The following is a 20921-nucleotide window of genomic DNA, read 5'->3' on the forward strand; positions in this document are numbered from 1 at the left end:
CGATGACGGACCTCGAACGGCACACCCCGATCGCGATCGTCGGCATCGGCTGCCTGTTCGCCGGCGCCCACAACCCCCAGCAGTTCTGGGACAACCTGGTCGACGGAGTGGATCTGCGCACCGAGGCCGGCGTCGGTGCCGCTACGGGTACGCCCCCGATCGCCTCGATGCGCGGCAGCTTCGTGACCGAACCCGAGCCCGCGGTGCACGGTCTACGGGTCGACGCGGCGGCACTCGACGAGCAGGGTCCGGTCGTTCGGTGGCCGCTTCATGTGATTCGGCAGGCACTGGCCGACGCGAGCATCGATGAGAACGCCGAGGTACTCGCCCGCACCGGATTGATCCTCGGCAACTATTCCCTGCCGACCGAGCAATCGATGCGCCTGTGCCTGCCGTTGCTGCGCGAGGGGGTCATGCGAGGCATGGAGCAGGCCGGACTGCCATTGTCCGGCAACGATTCCGGACCGTGGCGGCCGGAAGCGCCCGCGCGTTCGCTGTGGCCGTCCGGGCTGCCCGCCACCATGATCGCCGAGGCCCTCGCGCTCGGCGGTCCGCGCTTCGCGCTCGACGCCGCGTGCGCGTCCGCGGTCTACGGGATCAGTCTGGCCCGCGACTACCTCGCGACGGGCGCCGCCGATGTCGTCCTGGCGGGGGCGGTGTGCGCGCCCGACCCGGCGCTACTTCACCTGTTCTTCTCCACCCTGCACGCACTCGCGGACAACGGGATCAGTCGCCCGTTCGACGCCGCCTCGACCGGCATCGTCACCGGGCAGGGCGCGAGCGTGCTGGTTCTCAAGCGTCTGGCCGACGCGCGGCGCGACGGTGACCGCGTCCACGCGGTGGTCGAGGGCATCGGTCTGTCCAACGACGGTGCCGGAGCGCATCCGCTGGTACCCGGAGTCGCCGGGCAACTGGCCGCCTACCGACAGGCCTACGAGGACGGCGGTATCGACCCCGCGTCGGTCGACTACATCGAATGTCACGCCACCGGTACGCCGGTCGGCGATCCTGTCGAACTGACCGGCCTTTGCGAGTTCTTCGGCGCGGACGGCATTCCGCTGCTCGGCTCGGTGAAGGGCAATATCGGTCACCTGCTGACCGTGGCCGGCTTCACCAGCATCCTGAAGACGGTCTTGGCGATGCGCCACGGCACCATTCCCGCGACCCCGCCGCCCGCGGTGCCGATCCGTCCGAAAGGGGTGGCCGACGTCGCGGGCAGGCTGGTGACCGCCAACCGGCCGTGGCCGGACAGCGATGGCCGCGTGCGCCGGGCCGGCGTATCCGCCTTCGGATTCGGCGGAACCAACGCCCACCTGATCTTGGCCGCCTCATCCGATACCGCCTTATCCGACACCACCGCCCGCACCGCCGACCCGGTTCCCGACCGGCCGCGGATGGCCGTCGTCGGCGCCGGGGTCAGGGTGGGCGCCGTCTCGGGCGCCGCCGCGTTGCGCCGCGTTCGTCGCTCCGGTCGCCCCGCCCTCATCGACCGGCCCCAGAACCGCTGGTACGGACTGGAAGCCGTCGGCGCAGCGGGACCATCCGCGCAGGCACCGGCCGGCTATGTCGACACCATCGAGGTCGACGTACGCGGGTACAAGACGCTGCCGAGTGAGCTCACCTGGGCCAACCCCCAGCATCTGCTGCTGTTCGAGGCCGCCGACGAGGCGCTGATCGATGCCGGCCTGGCGGGTTCGGCGACCTCGTCCGGAGGTCCGGCGCGCCGATCGCGACGGGTCGCGGTCGTGGTCGCGATGGAGATGGAGCCACGCACCCACGCACTGCGCGCCCCCGCCGATGTCGGCCATCACCTCCGGTCCGAGATAGCGCGTGCGGGGATCGGTCTCGGCGCCGACGAGGTCGAGCGGCTGGTGGCGGCGGCACAGGCGGGCATCCACGGATCCCTCAGCGCCAACGAGGTGATGTCGTACACCGGCAACATCATGGCCGCGCGCATCGCCTCGGCCCACAATCTGACCGGACCCGCGTTCACTGTCTCGGTCGACGCGACCGGCGGCGCCCTGGCACTCGAGGTCGCGAATCTGTTGCTGCTCGATCCCACCGTCGAGGCGGTGCTGGTCGGCGGCGTGGATCTGGCGGCAGGCTACGAGAACACCATGGTGCGTACCGTTCTCGCGGGAGGACGGCGCCCGGTACTCGGCGATGGCGCCGCCGCGGTAGTGCTGACCAGGGCCACCGACGATTCCGAACTAACCATCGATGCCGTCGTGATCGGGCATGCCGACGAAATGCCGACAGGCATCGAAACAGCGCTGTCCGCGGTGGGATTCGACACCGATCGGGTCGGGTACCTCGAGTTGGCGACCACCGCGGGCGCCGCCGAGTTGGACGCGCTGGCCGCTGTCTACCGTTCCCGCACCGATCTGCCGAATTGCGCGGTGGGCAGCGCGGTTCCGCTTGTCGGCGACACCCAGCAGGCCTGTGTGCTGACCGGTGTCGTCGGCGCTGTGCTCGCCCTGCGCCACCGCGAGCTGCCACCGGCGCCATCGGATCTGCGTGAACGCGCCCGCACCACCACGACGGAGGGGTTCGGCGCCTCGGCCCTGCGTCTGCTCGACGCCCCGGCACCGTGGCTGGCACGACAAGCGGGTGAGCGACTGGTGGCGGCGGTGCACGCCGTCGACGGCGCCGCCGCGGCGCACATCATCGTCTCCGCGGCGCCCGCCGCTCCCGCGCTCGAAGCCGTGCACTGGCTCGGATCCGGTGCGCCGGTGCTGATTCCGCTGTCCGGAGACGACGGCGCCGCGCTGGCGCAGGCGGCCCGGCAGTGTCTGGACGACCTCGACGCGGGCGCTGGTCCCGCCGACCTGGCCCGTGTCCGGATCGCCGCGGCGCGGGCCGGGCGATATATCGCCGTCCTGGTCGCTTCCGACGCGGCCGTGCTGCGGCGAGAACTCGGCGCCGCGATCAAGCATCTGCCCGACCGGCTGGCCGCCGGAATGGATTGGTCCACACCGGCCGGCAGCTATTGCACCGCGCGCCCGGTCGGCACGGGCCGGGTCGCCTTCGTCTATCCGGGCGCCTTCACCGCCTATCCAGGGGCGGGTCGCGAGCTGTTCACCGTATTCCCCGGACTGCTCGGCGAGTTCGAACGTGACTCGCGCGCACCCTGGAGCGAGTACAAGCACGCGGCGCTGTTCCCCAGCGCGCCACATGGCCTCGACCGCAGCGCGATGATGCGCCACGAGGGCGAGCTGATCGAATCCATCCCGACCATGTTGGCCGTCGGCACCCACCTCGCGGTGCTGTCCACGTGTCTGATGCGCGACATCCTCGGCATCTCCCCGGACGGCGGGTACGGCTACAGCCTCGGCGAATCCAGCATGCTGTTCGCCACCGGAGTCTGGGACGCCGCGCGGCGTGACGACTCGGTGCTGCGGACGACACCGCTGTTCGTCGACCAGTTGCGCGGGCCGAAACAGCTGGTGCGCCGCCGGTGGAAGCTGCCGGACACGCTGCCCGACACCGAAGTCTGGACCACGAAGGTGCTGCTGAGCGGTGCCGAGGCCGTCCGCGCGGCGATGAGCGGCCTGGATCGGGTGTATCTGACCCACATCAACACCCCGCGCGAAGTGGTTGTCGCCGGATTCCCCGACCAGGTGCGCGAACTACTGCGACGGCTGGGGTGCAAATCCGCCCGATCACCGATCAACAGCGTGATGCACTGCGACATCTTGGATTCCGTGCACGACCAGTGCGCGCGACTCAGCGACTTCCCACTCGGCGCCACCGCCCCGGACCTCGAACTGTTGTCGAGTTTCGACTACGACCGGATCGCCGTCACCGACCGCGCGGATATCGCCCGACGTATCGGTCACACGATGTGCCGCACCGTCGACTTCGTGCGGTTGACCGAGACCGCCTACGAGCGTGGCTTCCGGGTGTTCGTCGAAGTCGGTGCAGGCGCGACTTGTACCCGATGGATCGGCGATACCCTCGGCGACCGTCCGCATGTCGCCGTCAGCGTCGACCAGCGCGCTTTGTCCGTCGGTCAGTCCATCGGAGCCGCCCTCGCCCGCCTGGTCAGCCACGGTGTGCCGGTCGATCTGGCGCGACTGTTCCCCGCGCCGGAACCGGCGCGCGCGGTGTTCCGTGCGCGTGCCGCCTGTGGCGGCGAATCACTCATCGAACGCGTGCGCGTGCGCGCGCAGGCGGCCCTGGCCGACGTCGCGGTGCCGATGGCCGCGTCCGTGCGCGCCGCCGCCGCGCCGGTCGTCGTCGACGTCGTGTCGAAAGTGACCGGTGACGGCATCGCCATCGAGGGCGAACCTTTCGTCTTTCTCCCCGCTCGCTCGGCGATCCCGGCCGCGGCGGCTGCCGGACCGTCGATCGCTGTTCCGGTCGAGTCGTCGACCGCGACACTCACCGCGCTGCCCGCCGCATCACCGCCAGCCGCGTTCGCCGCGTCGCCGATCCCCGATGTGCCACCCGCGACAGCGTCCCCGGTCGGAATCACCGCGCCCGCTGTCGCTCTCGGAATCGATGCGGCCCGCACTCGGGTGTTCGCGCCGATGAGGCGCACCATGATCGAGGCACACGAATCGTTCCTGCGGTGGCAGGACGCGCTGCTGTCACGCAGTCTGGACGACCTCGAGGCGCGTCGTGCGCTGCCGATCGGGGGCGGGGGCGCGGACACCGCCGCGCGACCCGCCGCCGACGGGCCCGTCGCCGCTGATCCGGCGCCGGATCGCCCCGTTGTATGGGACCGGGCGCAGCTGCTCGAATTCGCCTCCGGCAAGGTATCCGGTATCTTCGGGCCCGATTTCGCCGAGATCGACACCTACCCGAGGCGGGTGCGGCTGCCCGCCCCGCCGTATCTCTTCGTGACCCGCGTGACGGCGCTCGACGTTACCCCCGGTGTCTACGAACCCTGTTCCATCACCACGGAATACGACGTGCCGGTCGACGCCTGGTACGCCGTCGATGGTCTCGTGCCGTCGGCCGTCACCATCGAGGCCGGTCAAGGTGACCTGCTGCTGATCGGTTACCTGGGCATAGACCGCCGCTATCGGGGGCAGCGGGTCTACCGCCTGCTCGACAGTGAGCTGGTGTTCCACGCGGGCCTGCCGCGTGTCGGCCAGACCCTGCGCTACGACATCACCATCGACCGCTTCGTATGGAACGGCGACACGCTGCTGTTCTTCTTCAGCTACCGCTGCTACGCCGACGGTGTGCTGATCCTGGAGCTGCTCAGAGCCAGTGCGGGCTTCTTCTCACCCGATGAACTGGACAGCTCGTCGGGCGTGGTTCCCAGCGGAATGGACCGCGCACGCCGACAAGCCATGCGGCCCACCTGGTTCAAGCCGCTGGCCCGCACCGAGCGGACCTCGCTGTCGAGCGCGGACCTGGATCTGCTGGCCCGGGGACGCCCGGGCGAGGTGTTCGGCGCGGCCTGGGATCAAATCCGAGACGGCTGCAATCGGTCGATCCGCATCCCCGCCGCGGGCGCGAACGAAGGCTCCACGGGCTCCGTTCCTCGGTTACGCATGATTTCCGACGTCACCACCATCGACCGGCTCGGCGGACCGCGCGGCCTCGGTGAGATCGACGCCATCGCCAAGGTGGATCCGGATGACTGGTATTTCCGGAGTCATTTCCCCGGTGACCCGGTGCTTCCCGGCTCTCTGCTGGCCGAGGGCGGTGTGCAATTGCTGCAGATCTACGCCATGTACCTGGGTATGCACCTGGTGTTTCCCGATGCCGAATTCCAGTCGGTGCCCGGAATGAGAACCGAACTGAAGGTCCGCGGCCAGATCACTCCGCGGCGGTGCGTCCTGCGCTACCGGGTGGAGATCACCGAGCTGACCATGCTGCCCCGCCCGACCGTGATCGCGGATATGACCGTCTATGACGGCGACAAGGCGATCATGAGCCTGCGGAACTTCGGCGTGCGTGTGTGCGAGAAGCCCGGCACTGCGTTCCGGGCCGGAATCGGCGGCATCCCACCGTTTCTGGGACGGCGGAATCAGCACGGCGAGGCGGCCCTCATCAACGAACTACATCTCGCGCACGCCGCCGAGGGCGATGTCGCCATCGCGTTGGGACCGGAGTTCGAAATCTACGCCGGACGCAAGCCGTGTCACATGCCCAGCGGTGATTTCCGATTCGTCGACCGGGTCATGCGATTCGACGGTGTCCGCGGAATTCTGACGCCGGGCGCCGCGATGGAGACCGAGTACGACTGCGCGCCGGAAGCGTGGTACTTCCACGAGAACGCGTTTGCCGGCATGCCGAACTGCGTGTACATGGAGTCCTCGCTGCAGGCGGCCGCGCTGCTCGGCTGCCACCTTGGCGCGACATTGGCCACCCCGGACGAGGATCGCAGCATCCGCAATCTGGACGGCACCGCGACCGTCGTGGCGCGGATCGATCTGCGCGGCACAACGATCCGGCAGCGCACGGTCATGACGTTCAGTCAGATCATGCCCGGCACCACGCTCCAGCGATTCAGCTACGAACTGTTCGCCGACGGTGTGCTGTTCTATCGCGGAGAATCGCTGTTCGGCTTCCACACCGCCGACGCACTCGCCAACCAGACCGGCTTGGACGCGGGCGAATACGTCGCTCCCTGGCTGCATCAGCGGGAGCGGCTGTCGTCCTCCGACAACCGCATGCCCGCGGCGCGCGCGGACGAGCGCCGGTTCGACCGGCCGGGCCTGCGCCTGGCCGACGGTCGTCTGCGCTTGGTCGACGCCTTGGAGATACTGCCCACCGGAGGTCGCTACGGCAACGGCTACCTGTACGGGCGTCGCGACATCGGAGCCGACGACTGGTATTTCGAGTGCCACTTCCATCTCGACCCGGTCATGCCCGGTTCGCTGGGTGTCGAGGCCCTGATCCAGGCACTGCACGTGTACGCGATCGAGTCCGGGCTCGGCGCGGAATTCGCCGACCCGGTCTTCGCCATGCCGCTTGGCGTCGCGATGACATGGAAATACCGCGGCCAGATTCTGCGGACCGAAGGCCCGATGACCTTCGACCTGCACATCAAGGAGATTCGACGCGACGAGGACGAAACCGGATCCGCCCGGATTCTGGTGATCGCCGACGCCAATGTCTGGAAGCCGGGCATGCGCATATACGAGATCACCGACATCGCGGTCGAGGTGCACAACCGTCGAGAGGACCAACGATGACCGCCACCATCGGCACCCCCGATTTCGCCGAGCCCGTGGTCCACACCGACCACCGGGGCTTCTATCGAATCCTGACCGATCTCGACTCACCCGTGTACGTGGTGCGCACGCCCGATGCCGTCGGCCTGAGCACCGCACGCCCCGCCGATGACACATCGGTGATCGCGGCTGTCGGACCGTTGCCCGCGCAACGCCTCGGGTCCGCCGCCTTCCGCACCCACCACGGGGTGCGATACGCCTACATGGGCGGCGCGATGGCCGGTGGCATCGCGTCGGAGGAGTACGTGATCGCCCTTGCCAGGGCGGGGTGCCTCGGCTCCTTCGGCGCGGCCGGGCTGATTCCTTCGCGAGTGGAGGCGGCGTTACGGCGCTTCGCCGCCGAGATCCCCGGACTTCCCTACGCCGCGAACCTGATCCACAGCCCCAGCGAACCAGCCATGGAACGCGCCGCGGTGGAATTGTTCCTGCGCTACCGAGTGCGCTGCGTCGAGGTCTCGGCGTTCATGGATGTGACGCCGAATATCGTGCGTTACCGGGTGGCGGGATTGTCGCGGACGGCCGACGGCCGACTGGTCGTGCGGAATTCGGTGATCGCCAAGGTGTCCCGCGCGGAGGTGGCCGAGAAGTTCATGCGCTGCGCACCGCCGGCGATGGTGGCCGAACTGGTCGCGGCCGGTCACCTCACCGCCGAACAGGCCGAACTCGCGCGGTATGTGCCACTCGCCGACGATGTCACCGCCGAGGCCGATTCCGGCGGTCACACCGACCGCAGACCATTGACCACCCTGGTGCCCTCGCTGATCCGCACCCGCGATCGAATGCGGGACGAACTGGGTCTGCCGTTCGCGGTACGGATCGGCGCGGCGGGCGGCATCGGAACTCCGCTCGCGGCGGCCGCCGCCTTCACCATGGGCGCCGACTACATCGTCACCGGCTCGGTGAACCAGTCCTGCCTGGAGGCGGGGACCTCCGACGAGGTGCGCCGCATGCTCGCGGAGGCGGGGGTCGCCGACGTCGAGATGGCCCCGGCGGCGGACATGTTCGAACTGGGCGTCGAACTGCAGGTACTCAAGAAGGGCACCATGTTTCCGATGCGCGCCCGTCGCCTCTACGAGTTGTATTGCGGTTACCCGTCTCTGGAGGCCCTGCCGACCGAGGAACTGCAACGACTCGAGACCCAGGTTCTCCACCGCAGCGTCGAGGACGTTTGGCAGGACACGGTCGAATATTTCACTCGTCGTGATCCCGGTCGGCTCGACCGGGCCGCCGGTGACCCGAAACGTAAGATGGCCCTGGTCTTTCGGTGGTATCTCGGCATGGCGTCGCGCTGGGCATCCACCGGTGAGGCAGGCCGGGGGCTCGACTACCAGATCTGGTGCGGCCCGGCGATGGGTAGTTTCAACGAGTGGGTGCGCGACTCCTATCTGGCGCCTGCCGAGAACCGCCGCGTTGTCGACGTGGCCATGAACCTCCTGCACGGCGCTGCCTTCGCATCCCGGGTGCAGCAGTTGGCGCTGTGCGGGGTCCGCGTCCCGCCCGGCTGCGCCGACTTTCGCCCTGCCCCGCTGCCGAACCAGGGGCAGCCCTGACCACTGTGTCGTTTCCTCCAGCGGTCGGCACGACCGTTCCCGCGTCTCCGCGATCACCGTGTCGGAAACACCCCCGGCCCGCAGGCGACGTACTCGCCCCCCGGACAGAACAGTCCCCGGTAGTCTCCATCGAAACCATCAGTCTCAGTCGTCGCTGACAACTGCGGTATTTCGACTGGCTTGCCGGGGGCTTAGCCAGATCCTGGAAAAACGTCCCTACGGTCGACGGACGTCTCCGTCGGCTGCGCGGCCCTTTTCCGGTGTTCCGGTATGTATCCAGTCTTCTCCCGATTTGCCCGCTGTCAATACCTGCGGGCCAAGAATTCGGTCGAATTTCGAGGTTCCGCGAGGGAGCGTCCGCGCTGCATTGTGCGGACGGCGAGCGAGGAGGACAGTGGGTGTGTCCGGTGGCGTCCACCGGGGGCGCCGCCCTTCCTGGAGTGGGAGGTGGCCTGTGTACGCACGTTCGAGCACTATCGCGGCCCAGCCGTCGTCGATCGACAGCGGGATCGCGTACCTCCGCAAAGAGGTGATGACGAATCTGCCCGGGGTCGATGGCTGGGTCGGCCTGTCGCTGATGATGAACAGGGCGACGGGGCGCTGCATCGCCACGACCGCGTGGGAATCCGAGGATGCGCTGCAGTCCAGCAGGCCGCGCGTCCAGTCGCTGCGTGACGGTCTGGTCCAGGCGCTGAACGGGCAGACCGAGAAGATCGACGAATGGGAAGTCGCGGTCATGCACCGCGATCACCTGGCCGGTGCACGCGCGTGCACGCGATGCACCTGGTTGCAGGTCGATCCGGCCGGGATCGACACGATGATCGACACGTTCAAGACCAGTCTGCTGCCGGAGTTCGAGAAGATCGAGGGATTCCGCAGCGCCAGTCTGTTCGTCGACCGGGCGACCGGCCGAGCGGTGGGCTCGACCGTCTGGTCGAGCATCGAGGAGCTGGAGAACAGCCGCGAGCAGGCGGATCGGATCCGGGCCGCCGCGACCCGAAGGATGGATGCCGAGGTTCTCGAAGTGGCGGAGTTCAGGCTGGGTTTCGCGCATCTGCGCGTGCCCGAGCTGGTGTGACGCTGCGAGCCCGTCCGGCCGCAGAGCGCAGACTCCCGGCCGGATGAGCTCGTTCGGAGCGCAACCGTGCGAATTCGAGGAATCGAGCGGTCATGTTCCAGCGAACCTGGCGTAATCGTCGTTGCGGTCCGGTCGATACGGTAGTTCTCGGGTGAATCCCCGGGTTTCGCTCGCGGCGCAAATCAATAGCTAGTGCATAGCGATGAGAAATAATTGTGACTTCTCCCTGTGCGTTGTCCGATAAACTCGACGATGACTGAAGCGTCATTCTCGTCGGCGGTCCGCCGGTAACCGACCGTATCGTCTGCTTCGCTTCTCCATTTCGTGATCTCGGCGCAACCGTCCAGTAGTCTTTCCGAGATGCTAGACATCTATCACTTCAGTCACGGGTGGTTAACGCCACTGCTGTCCTACTGCATGTCTTTCATCGGCTGCCTGCTCGGATTGCAGTGCGCCGCACGCGCCAGGCAGGAAAGCCGGATATCGTGGCTCGGGCTGTCCGCCTTGGCGATCGGCGGCACCGGGATCTGGGTGATGCATTTCATCGCGATGCTCGGATTCTCGATCGAGGGCGCGCAGATCCGATATAACGTGCCGATCACCTTGTTCAGTGCGGTCACTGCCATCGTGGTGGTGTGGATCGGATTACTGCTGGTGGTGAAGCCGGAGCCGACGATACCCGGATTACTCGCCGGTGGCGCCATCACCGGGATCGGTGTCGCGGGCATGCATTACACGGGTATGTATGCGATGAAATCCGATGCGGCCGTCACCTACGACGCCGGATTGGTCGCGCTGTCGGTTCTGATCGCGGTCGTGGCCGCCACGGCGGCGCTGTGGTTCACGCTGCGGATCGACGGAGCGTTCGCCACCGTGGGTGCGGCACTGATCATGGGCGTCGCGGTCTCCGGCATGCACTACACCGGCATGGCCTCCATGCACGCCCATGAGAGAGGGCACCACGGCACGCCCGCGGGAGCGGAAGCGCTGCAATTGCTCGGCCCGTTGATCGCCGTGATAAGCATCGTGACCATGCTGCTGCTCATCAGCGTCGGCCTGACCTCGATCGAACGCGGGCCCGTCACTCGCACCGCTCCCCGCACCCCGAACTGGCCGACCACCGACATCGGGATCGCACCGCCGAAACGCGCCGAATACCCTTCGGCCGAAGATATTCCGTGGTGGCAGGACAGGGACCGCCCCGAGTCGACGCGACCCGCCCGTCCCCCCGCCTCCCAGTACTGGCCGGCCAGTACGCCGGATTCGCCCACTGGTCAGCGTCCCCACATCCCCAGGTAGGCGGTGGCACGAGCCGCCGTGTCTCGGGTCGGCGACGATCCGCCCCCGAAAGGCCACCCGCGCAACGGGGTCCGCGCGATGGTGCGCGGAAGTCGTTGTTTCCGTTTGCCGTGCGGCGGGCATTCTCCGCGAGATAGTCTCCCGGAAACGGGCGACGGGGAGGTGCGGTCCTGGACACGCTGTGGAATTTCGTCGTCTCGCGGCGGCATCAACTGCTCGTCGACTCGTATCTGCATGTCTCGGCGGTGGTGCAATCGCTGATCATCGCCACCGTCGTGGCGGTGCTGATCGGGATCGTGGTGTATCGCAGTCCGCTGGGCTCGTCGGCGGCCACCGCCGTTGCCAGCGCCGTACTCACGGTTCCCTCCTTCGCGCTGCTCGGCCTGCTGATCCCGCTGCTCGGCCTCGGTGTCGGGCCGACCATCGTCGCCCTGGTCGTGTACGCGCTGTTGCCGATCCTGCGCAACACCATCATCGGGCTCGCGTCGGTGGACCCGGCGGTGACCGACGCCGCCCGCGGTGTCGGCATGAATCGGCTGCGCGTGCTCGCGGCGGTGGAACTGCCGTTGGCCTGGCCGTCGATCCTGGCGGGTATGCGGGTGAGCACCCAGATGATCATGGGCATCCTCGCGCTCGCCGCCTACGCCAAGGGGCCCGGTCTCGGCAATCTGATCTTCTCCGGCCTGTCGCGGCTGGGCAGCCCCAACGCCGTGCCGCAGGCGCTGACCGGCACCGTCCTCATCATCGTGCTCGCACTGGCGCTCGACGGGATCCTGCTGCTAGTCGGGCGTCTCACCACCTCGAGGGGTATCCGTGACCGAGACTGAAACCCGCACCGGCGGGTCCGGATCCGCCGTGAACGGAGTATCCGGGGTCGAGATCGTGCTCGACGCCGTCACCAAACACTATCCGGGACAAGTTGATCCCGCCGTCGACCGGGTGTCGATGACGATTCCGGCGGGGGAGATCGTCGTGCTGGTCGGCCCGTCGGGGTGCGGTAAGACCACCACCATGCGGATGATCAACCGGCTCATCGAACCGAGTTCGGGCACGATCACGATCGGCGGCCGCGACGTCACCGGCATGGATCCCGACCAATTGCGGCGCGGGGTCGGCTATTCGATCCAGCAGGCCGGGCTCTTCCCGCATATGACGGTCGCCAAGAACATCGCGACCGTGCCGGGACTGCTGGGCTGGGACCGGCGCAGGATCTCGGCGCGTGTAGACGAGATGCTCGATCTGGTCGGCCTCGATCCCGGCGCCTACCGTAACCGCTATCCGCGTCAGCTGTCGGGCGGGCAGCAGCAGCGGGTGGGGGTGGCGCGGGCGCTCGCCGCGGATCCTCCGGTCCTGTTGATGGACGAGCCCTTCGGCGCGGTCGACCCGATCACCCGCGCGTCGTTGCAGGACGAATTGTTGCGCCTACAGACCGAATTGGGTAAAACCATCGTTTTCGTCACCCACGATTTCGCCGAGGCGGTGAAACTGGGCGACCGGATCGCGGTGCTGGGCGACCGATCCCGCATCCTCCAGTACGACACCCCCGCCGCCGTACTCGCCGATCCCGCCGACGACACCGTCGCCGGATTCGTCGGCGCGGACGCCTCCCTCAAACAGCTGACCCTCACCCGGATCGAGGACGTTCGCCTCGACGACTGCCCGGCCGCGGTCGAATCCGAACCGACCGCGACCCTGCGCGCCGCCATGGGGGACCGTCCGCTCGCGGTGGTCCTGGACGAGAACCGCCGCCCGCTGCGGCGGGTCACCGCCGCTCAACTCGCGGTCGCGACCTCGCTGCGCGAGGCGGGAACGCCGGTGGGACAGACGGTCTCGGCACGGTCCACACTCCAGGACGCGCTCGAGGCATTACTGGCCGAGGAGTCCGCGAGTGCTGTGGTCACCGCGCCCGGCGGCGAATACGCGGGTCTGGTCACGATCGCCACCCTCGTCGGTCATCTGTCGGCGGTGCGCGCCGCGGCGGGCGAGACCTCGGAGCCGGCGACGTGACCGGGGCCGTCGAGACCGCAGGTCCGGCCAGCGCGCGACCGCGCGGGGCGCGGCCCGCCACCGAGGGCAGGGCGGAATACCTGCGGCTGCTGGCCCAGCCGGTGCTGGTGCTGCTGCTGACCGTCGGCGTGCTGACCTGGGCGTTGCGCCGCGACCTCACCGTCACCCAGCAGGCCAGCCTCGACACGAGCAATATCGTGACCGTCACCTGGCAGCACATCCTGATCACCGCGACGGTCGTTGCCATCGTGGTGGTGATCGCCGTCCCGCTGGGCACCCTGCTGACCAGGCCCGGATATCGCCGTCTGACACCGATTTTCGTCGGTGTCGCGAATGTGGGGGCCGCCGCGCCCGCCATCGGCCTGATCGTGCTGTGCTACCTCGCGACCCGCACCACCGGATTCTGGATCGGCGTCGCGCCGATCGCCTTCTACTCGCTGCTTCCGGTGCTGCGCAATACGATCCTCGGCTACCAGCAGGTCGATCCGGTGCTCATCGACGCGGGCCGAGGACAGGGCATGTCGGCGCTGACGGTACTGCGGCGCATCGAGTTCCCGCTCGCGGTGCCCTACATCCTCGCGGGCCTGCGCACCTCGCTGGTGCTCGCCGTCGGCACCGCGACGCTGTCGTTCCTGGTGAGCGCGGGCGGACTCGGCATACTCATCGACACCGGATACAAATTGCGCGACAACGTGACCCTGGTGGTCGGCGCGGTACTCGCGGTCGCGCTGGCCCTGCTCGTCGACTGGCTCGGCGCGCTGGCCGAGCAGTTCCTCGGACCGAGGGGGCTGCGATGAGGGCGGCGCGCGCGCTGGCCGCGCTGCTGGGGACGGCGCTGATCGCGGCCTGCGGTCTGCAATCGGGCGGCGCGGTGCCGTTGCGGGTCGGACCCGCCGGCATCGGCCCGGTCCCCGAACTCGGCGGCGTCGCGATCACGGTGGGCTCCAAGGATTTCACCGAACAGAACATCCTGGGCTACCTCATCGAATTCGCCCTGGTGGCCGCGGGCGCCGACGTGCGCGATCTGACCAATATCCAGGGGTCGAACAGTCTGCGCGACGCCCAGTTACACGGCCAGATCGACCTCGCCTACGACTACACCGGCACCGGCTGGATCAACTATCTCGGCAACGAGACCCCGATCGCCGACGAACTCGGTCAGTTCGAGGCCCTGCGCGCGGCCGATCTCGCCGCCCACCGCATGGTCTGGACGGCGATGGCCCCGCTGAACAACACCTACGCCCTCGCGGTGAGCCGCCGCGTCTCCGAGGAGACCGGGGTGCGCACCCTGTCCGACTACGCGCGCCTGATCGATGCCGATCCAGCGGCCGCGACCACCTGCGTCGGCACCGAATTCAATGTACGCCAGGACGGATATCCCGGAATGGCACGCACATACGGCATCGACATCGGGAAGGTGCGCAAGCAGATCGTGCAGGACGCCGTCGTCTACCAGGCCACCGCCGACGCCACGCAGTGCCGTTTCGGTTCGGTCGCCGCGACCGACGGCCGCATACCCGGGCTGGATCTGGTGCTGCTGCGCGACGATAGGGCGTTCTTCCCGAAATACAATGCCGCCCTGGTGATGGGCGCGGACTTCGCCGAGGCGCATCCGGCCGTGGCCGAGATCATGACGCCGATCTCACGACTGCTGACCAACGAGACGATCACCGAGTTGAACCGTCAGGTCGACGTGCAGGGCAGGGAACCGGCCGAAGTGGCCCGCGACTGGATGGTCGCGCAGGGCATGGTAACGAAGGGCTGATACCCGATCAGGTTGGGCCTGCGGGCGGATTCGGCGCTTCCGACGTGCTCGGCACGCCTGTTGTGCGTCACCGCTGAGCCGCGCCGAGGACGAGCGCCGCTGTGTCGTTGGAGGCGATGAGACAGAGAATGTCGAGAATGGCTTGGCGGTGCCGTCTCCGGGGCAGATGCGGACACCGTGGCCGCACTTACATCGAAGGAGGCCCGAAATGGCGATTCAGCGGATGGACAACGTCCTCATCGTTGTCGAGGATCTGGACGCTGTTATCGCGTTCTTCGTCGAACTCGGTATGGAGCTGGAGGGTAAGGGGCCACTCGAGTGGCGTGGGGCGGAGCGCGTCATAGGGCTCGACGACGTCGAACAGGACGTCGCTATGCTGCGGATCCCGGACGGCCACGGCCGAGTCGAGCTGGCGAAGTTCCACCGGCCGAAGGCCGTCACCACCGAGCCGAAAGACGCGCCAGCGAACACGCTGGGTATTCGTCGCATCATGTTCGCCGTCGACGACATCGAGGACGTCATCGCCCGGCTCCGCGCCCATGGGGCCGAACTCGTCGGTGAGCTGGTGCAGTACGAGGATATCTATCTGCTCTGTTACGTCCGTGGCCCCGAGGGCATCGTCGTCGGACTTGCCGAGCAGCTCAGCTGAAGGTCGCCGTAGGCGACGACCAGGTCCTTGGCTCAGTTGCGGCACCTCACCGCCACACCGGTGCCCTCCGATTACTCGCGCTGCTGCAGGTCCCTACTTCGTACAGCCGGAAGAAAGTAGTCATCGATCTTATCCGGCCCGGGCACATCGGAAAAGGTGACGAGCGCGATCGGAACTGCCACCACCATGTACAGGTCGACCAACCACACAGCCAGCAATCTTCCGAACGAAGGGTAGGCGCCGTCGTCGGGCCGAATGACGCGCAATCCGAACAATGCCTTTCCCACCGTCGTATGGAACACCGCTTGCGCAAAGACTCGATCGGCCGCCGATGCCGACAGCCAGAACCCGAGCGCGATGATCGGGTTCACGCCGAGATGCTTCCAATCGAACCGCGTAGCGGCCTCGATCGAAAACGCGGGGCTGACAGCGATCGCCGCGCCGAGCGCGACGCCGAGGTGTACGACACAGTCGAAGGCGAAGGCCAGAACTCGCCGGAGCATGCGTGGTGACCCATACCTGGTATCACCTTTCGCGCCGTGCGGTATCGGTTCCTCCGCTTGCGCGCCAACGGGTTTCATCATCAACTGACCGCGTTCCCGCGTCAGCTCGTACTTCGGGGTCACCGACACGGGGTCACCGTGATCCTCCTGATCGCTCGGGTTGTGCACCCCGAAATCGAACCGCGGAGGCTGGCGGGCTTTCGAAGAATAGGCGTATCGGAGGTCACCGCCTCCGGGTCTGGAGAGGACGCCGTACTTCATTGGATCGCCCGCGAACCACACCTCTGACGTCGTGTGATTCACCAGCTTTCCTATGTCTTTCGGCCACGTGCTCAAAATCAAGGCAGAAACCGGTTGACGGTTCTGATCGAGCAGTTCGACCCATTCATAGCGCCCGGTGGAAATGTAGTTTATCGGCCAGACAATCCATGGGTGACGTGTGAGTGCCCGATGCCTTCTACGGTTCATCCAGAGCAGACCTCCGCCGAAGATGAGACCTACAGTCGCACCGATGGCGGCAAAGTTCATGCAGACGCCGGCAAGTGCCGATAGCCGCATGGACTCGAGCCGATCTCTGATATCAATCAGCACCACGGTCAGCGGCAAGCACACCGAACCGAACAATAGCAGTGACCAACGAACGACTTTCCCCCTCCGCGCCGCTGCCTTGGTTGTCGGCCACGACATCGCCGGAGGTGCCGCAGTAGATCCGCTGTAGGACATGACCATACCCTCACAGGTCCAGCGAGAATGAGGTCGTAGACCTTCTCGATATCGGCACGAATTCTATCGACGCGGCCATCACGACAATTGTCGAAAGATATTCGACTCCGTGTTCCACGAACGGCGTGGAAAACTCGATAACCGCGATCGCGGAACCGTCCGGTGCGGGAACAACGGCCTCGAGTTGATAGACCGCCTGCTCGGGATCGGAGGAGTCGTACCCGGGCAGTTCGGGTGTCGGCGTCGCTCTCACTTGGTCGAGTAACAGCACCGGTCGCCCGGATACCTCGACGAACTCGGCATTCTCGAATTTCTCACCGGCGTCACATCTCCCCTTCAGTACGTCACCCAATGTCAACCGGGGGTTCCTGCGCTCGCCGTACTCGTGCAACGAAACGGTCAGGGTCGACGAGATCTGCCGGCCGGCCGCTGACAGATGCCTGCCGAGGCCGCAGTACACCGTATTGAGCTGCGCGAGGCGAGTGAGCAGGACCTGCAGCGCCTGGAGCACCGCAGGAGCCGCTGAGCTCACGGTGCCGGGGCCGAGCGAAGCGAACATCGATTCCGCTTGTGCTATGGCCTCGTCGATGGTGCCGAGCGGAAGCGCCACGAACCCCTGCGGCACGGCCATGGCGATTGAGATCGTCGGCAACGCGTCGGTTTCCGACATATCAGTCATCTCCGATCATTGATCCGACCGGACCGGCGACGGACTTCCAGTACTTACCTGTCCGGGCAAACAGATCGACAGCCTCGAGGGAAGTGACGGGCCCCGCATGCGAACCGACGTAGCCTGTCGCCTGATATACGTCGCGAGCCCAGTTGGTGAGTCCCACACCTTCGGCAAGGCTCGACACACCGGGGATTTTGTTGACGATCTTCGACGACAGCAGCGGCTCATGCGTCACCGCGTTGTACAGGGCCCTGCCGAGTCCCGCTCCCTCAGTGGCCTGTGCGGCATACCTACCCAGTTGAACAGCCTCACCACCGCCCCTGAGCGCAGTCCACCCGATCTTTCCGGCGGCAAGACCGGCGCCGCCGACGGGAGCGATCCCCAAGGAGTCGAGTCCGACCTTTTTCCACGCGTCGAGTTCGCCGTTCGCGAGGCCCTGTCGTATTTCTGGATCGGACAGATCAAGTCCAAGCAGGCCCACTGTCGCGGTTGCGGCTACCGCGAAGCCGATGATGTCGAACGGCGGAGGTGTGCAGACGGCGATGACGCTGCCGATCGCGGCGATGATCGAGAGCACTTGGTGAATACCCTCGCGGTGCTCATCGATCCATTCGCCCAGAGATTCGATGGCGTCGGTGATCCGATCCCAGATGCTCTTGTCGGGCGGGCTGGGGGCGAAATCCTTCGCGGCAGCGTCCAACTCGCGGGCGATTCGACGGGCAAGGGTGTCATGAGTCCCTTCGAGATCACGGGCGCGCTTGATGATCGCGTCGATCTTCGCTTGCCAATCATCCACTGATGCGCTGGCCGTTCGCACCTGGGCGACCGCAGCGTCGAGGCGAGTCTGCGCGGTCTGCAAACTTGCCGAGTCCGAGAAACTCGTGTTCGCCAGCGACAAGTCCGGATTGGATTGAGCACTCTGCAAATTGGCGACAGCCTGCGTGTGTTGTCCCTTGGCTTCCGCCGCCTCGGTCTCCAGTCCCTTGGCGGTGTCCTGGAAGGCGATCAGACTCGTATGCCACTCCTGGATCAGCGCGACCGCTTTCTCGAGTGAACTCTGCGCATACCCGAGGTCCTGTGCCAGTGTGGCATCGAAGTCGGCGCGGAACGCGTCGCCTGCTTCGCCCTTCCACACGTCGTCGTTGCTGTTACGCAAGCGACTCAACAACCCATTGGTTTCTTCGACCGCCTCGAACGCCTTGCTGATCTGCCCTTGCAGACTCGCCACGTCGGTCACCGCGCCCGGAACCGGGTTGAATCCCAGGCTGGGGTATGGATTCTCGCTCATGCGTTCTCTTGGGCACTCGGCTGCTGCGTACCTGTTCCGTCGACAACGGCCTTCGCCTGCTCGAGCGCCTTCGCGAAGGCATTGTCGGTTGCCAGATAGGCCTCGAGGCACTTCGAGACGCCCTCCGCCGTCACCTCGGCGGACTGACCGATGCGCTCGATCCCGTACTTCCACCGGATCTGAAAGCTGTTGGCGGCGTCGTTCAGCTCCTTGGTACCGATATCGGCATGGCTGTCTCCGGACATCGCCTTCATCGCGTCGGACAGCACCTGCTCGGCACTCTCCAGCGACCGGACGGCCTTACCCAACACTTCGATGTCCACACTGAGAACACCGGCCATGCCCACACTCCTTCGTGCCGAAATGGTTCGAGCCGGTCCCGGGATGGGATCGGTGGAAACCACACGCTTCAGTAGTTGGACGTAGCCGCACGAAAAACGGTTCCATCGAGCAGGTGAACACCCGTGACGACTCCGGGGAGTCCGTACGACCACCCTCATGGCTGCCCGAAAACGCCTTCGCCCCTCGCCAGGAACCCACGTTTGCGGGGTGAGCGCCTGATTCGGGATAAGCATCGACTTTCATCGAACGGCGAGCCTATAGTCTATCTAGCCGATCGGCTAGTAGCCGATTCGGATAGGTCTGTACCGCCGAGTGACTCGAGGTCCGATGCAAGCAATCACCGAGGCGGAAGAATCGCCCATCGCAACCACTGACATCACGACCCAGTCGATCAGCTTATGGTCCGGCCCGGTCGCCGGTGGTGTTTTGTTGATCGCGTTCCTGGCCTTCCCCGGCTTCTATCCGCCCATGTCCCCGGCCGACAGCGCCGAACAGGTCGCGGCCTTCTACGCCGATAACCAGGCGCTGATCCGGTTCAGCATGATCACCCTGAACCTCTGCGGGATCCTGCTGGCCCCGTACTTCATGGTGATCGTTGTCCAGATGAAGCGCATGGCCACTCAGAGCCATGTCTTCGCGTACTGCTACCTGACCGCTGCCGTGAGTGGCGCGACGATTGTCGCCCTCGCCGATATCTTTTTCCTGGTCGCGGCATTTCGGCCCGAACGCGATCCCGAACTGATCCTGCTGCTCAACGATCTGGCGTGGATCACCCTCATCGCACCGGTGGGAATGCTGGTCGCACAGAACCTACTGCTCGGATTGGCGATCTACTTCGACGACGGGCCCGAACCCGTCTTCCCGCGGTGGGTCGGTCACCTCTCGGTGGTCACCGCGCTGGCGATGGCTCCGGCCGTGGGCGCGGCGGTCTTCACCAGTGGTCCGCTGGCCTGGAACGGCGCGATCTCGTTCTGGCTGCGCAATATCGCGTTCATCGCCTTCGTGGTGGTGATGTTCCCGGTGCTGCGTGGAGCGCTACGCCGCCAGGCCGCCGCGGAGAGCGTGGCATGATGCGGTCGCCACTGTCCCGGGAGGCAGTCACCGAGCCTGCCGACTCGAGTCCGAAACCCGCGGGCAAGCGCGATATCTGGATCTGTTACTGGATCGTGCCCGCCTTCTATACGGCGTTCGGGCTGATCTTCGTCCTGCTGACCCGGGTGATGCCGCCCCCGCGACCCGACACCGGCCCGGAGCAGATCACACATTTCTTCGACGACCACGCCGTCACCATCCAGATCGGTTTCGCGCTCCTGCTACTCATCGTGGGCGGCGCGGGCGTGGCGAATGGCATCATCGTCTTCCACATGAAGCGGATGACCACCGGCTCGGTCTGCGCCTACATCTACATGGCGGGAATGGCCGTCGGCGCGCTCCCCGGATGTCTGCTGGTCGCGTTCTGTTTCCTGGCGGCGGTGTACCGGCCCGACCGGGACCCGCGGCTGCTGGCGCTGCTCTACGATCTCGGCCTGCTCTCCTTTGTGGGATCGCTGGGCTGTTTCACCGCCGCATACGTCGGATTCGCGATCGCGATCTTCTATGACCGCAACGGCATATTCCCCAAATGGCTTGCCTACGTGACGATCTGGCAGGTCGTCACCGAGATCCTGGCGACCCCGGTCTTCGTGATGCGTTCCGGGCCTTTCGCGTGGAACGGGTCGATCTCGTTCTGGATGGGCACCGTCGTCTTCGGTGTCTGGCTCATGTGCGTGATCACCTTCCTGCGCAGGGCGACCGAACTGCGACCCGCCGACGAACCGGCGCTGCCGTGAACCGCCGCGACCACGTCCG

Annotated in this window: 15 protein-coding genes; 11 read left to right on the forward strand and 4 right to left on the reverse strand. The window is 66.6% G+C overall.

Annotated elements, in window-relative coordinates:
- Positions 1-2 precede the first annotated feature (2 nt).
- From ABZS43_RS06265 to ABZS43_RS06305, 9 genes are all read left to right on the forward strand, one after another.
- A complete protein-coding gene (locus ABZS43_RS06265) occupies positions 3-7157 on the forward strand; it encodes a beta-ketoacyl synthase N-terminal-like domain-containing protein (RefSeq protein WP_355034968.1) in 7155 nt (2384 codons plus the stop codon).
- Positions 7154-8746: a PfaD family polyunsaturated fatty acid/polyketide biosynthesis protein gene (locus ABZS43_RS06270; protein ID WP_355034753.1), complete on the forward strand. Its 1593-nt coding sequence runs from the start codon at positions 7154-7156 to the stop codon at positions 8744-8746. The genes ABZS43_RS06265 and ABZS43_RS06270 overlap by 4 nt, the downstream gene beginning before the upstream one ends.
- A gap of 454 nt (positions 8747-9200) precedes the next feature.
- Positions 9201-9824: a hypothetical protein gene (locus tag ABZS43_RS06275; RefSeq protein ID WP_355034754.1), complete on the forward strand. Its 624-nt coding sequence runs from the start codon at positions 9201-9203 to the stop codon at positions 9822-9824.
- 360 nt (positions 9825-10184) lie between these two features.
- A complete protein-coding gene (locus ABZS43_RS06280; protein WP_355034755.1) occupies positions 10185-11123 on the forward strand; it encodes an MHYT domain-containing protein in 939 nt (312 codons plus the stop codon).
- A gap of 170 nt (positions 11124-11293) precedes the next feature.
- Complete coding sequence (locus ABZS43_RS06285; RefSeq protein ID WP_355034969.1) at positions 11294-11950, forward strand: ABC transporter permease; 657 nt, start codon at positions 11294-11296, stop codon at positions 11948-11950.
- Positions 11937-13130, forward strand: a complete 1194-nt coding sequence (locus ABZS43_RS06290; RefSeq protein ID WP_355034756.1) for an ABC transporter ATP-binding protein — start codon at positions 11937-11939, stop codon at positions 13128-13130. The genes ABZS43_RS06285 and ABZS43_RS06290 overlap by 14 nt, the downstream gene beginning before the upstream one ends.
- Positions 13131-13210: 80 nt before the next feature.
- Complete coding sequence (locus ABZS43_RS06295) at positions 13211-13927, forward strand: ABC transporter permease subunit (RefSeq protein ID WP_355034970.1); 717 nt, start codon at positions 13211-13213, stop codon at positions 13925-13927.
- Complete coding sequence (locus ABZS43_RS06300; RefSeq protein WP_355034757.1) at positions 13924-14895, forward strand: glycine betaine ABC transporter substrate-binding protein; 972 nt, start codon at positions 13924-13926, stop codon at positions 14893-14895. The genes ABZS43_RS06295 and ABZS43_RS06300 overlap by 4 nt, the downstream gene beginning before the upstream one ends.
- A 208-nt stretch (positions 14896-15103) precedes the next feature.
- A complete protein-coding gene (locus ABZS43_RS06305; RefSeq protein WP_355034758.1) occupies positions 15104-15544 on the forward strand; it encodes a VOC family protein in 441 nt (146 codons plus the stop codon).
- A 71-nt stretch (positions 15545-15615) separates the two neighbouring features.
- Here the strand turns inward: ABZS43_RS06305 and ABZS43_RS06310 are convergent, their stop codons facing one another.
- The 4 genes from ABZS43_RS06310 to ABZS43_RS06325 are packed head-to-tail and all read right to left on the reverse strand — an operon-like array spanning position 15616 to position 19072.
- Positions 15616-16770, reverse strand: a complete 1155-nt coding sequence (locus ABZS43_RS06310; protein ID WP_355034759.1) for an RDD family protein — start codon at positions 16768-16770, stop codon at positions 15616-15618.
- A gap of 10 nt (positions 16771-16780) precedes the next feature.
- A complete protein-coding gene (locus tag ABZS43_RS06315; RefSeq protein WP_355034760.1) occupies positions 16781-17449 on the reverse strand; it encodes a hypothetical protein in 669 nt (222 codons plus the stop codon).
- Positions 17442-18731, reverse strand: a complete 1290-nt coding sequence (locus ABZS43_RS06320; protein WP_355034761.1) for a hypothetical protein — start codon at positions 18729-18731, stop codon at positions 17442-17444. Before ABZS43_RS06320 ends, ABZS43_RS06315 begins: the two co-directional genes overlap by 8 nt.
- Entirely contained in the window at positions 18728-19072 is a 345-nt protein-coding gene (locus tag ABZS43_RS06325; RefSeq protein WP_355034762.1) for a hypothetical protein, read from the reverse strand. The genes ABZS43_RS06320 and ABZS43_RS06325 overlap by 4 nt, the downstream gene beginning before the upstream one ends.
- A gap of 328 nt (positions 19073-19400) precedes the next feature.
- Here ABZS43_RS06325 and ABZS43_RS06330 point away from each other — a divergent pair, with 328 nt between their 5' ends.
- Both ABZS43_RS06330 and ABZS43_RS06335 read left to right on the forward strand, forming a co-directional pair.
- Positions 19401-20144 carry a hypothetical protein gene (locus tag ABZS43_RS06330; protein WP_355034763.1) on the forward strand — a complete coding sequence of 248 codons (744 nt, stop codon included), beginning with the start codon at positions 19401-19403 and terminating at the stop codon, positions 20142-20144.
- Positions 20141-20902, forward strand: a complete 762-nt coding sequence (locus ABZS43_RS06335) for a hypothetical protein (protein ID WP_355034764.1) — start codon at positions 20141-20143, stop codon at positions 20900-20902. The genes ABZS43_RS06330 and ABZS43_RS06335 overlap by 4 nt, the downstream gene beginning before the upstream one ends.
- Positions 20903-20921 lie beyond the last annotated feature (19 nt).

Source organism: Nocardia sp. NPDC005366 (genome assembly GCF_040606855.1).
Lineage (GTDB): Bacteria > Actinomycetota > Actinomycetes > Mycobacteriales > Mycobacteriaceae > Nocardia.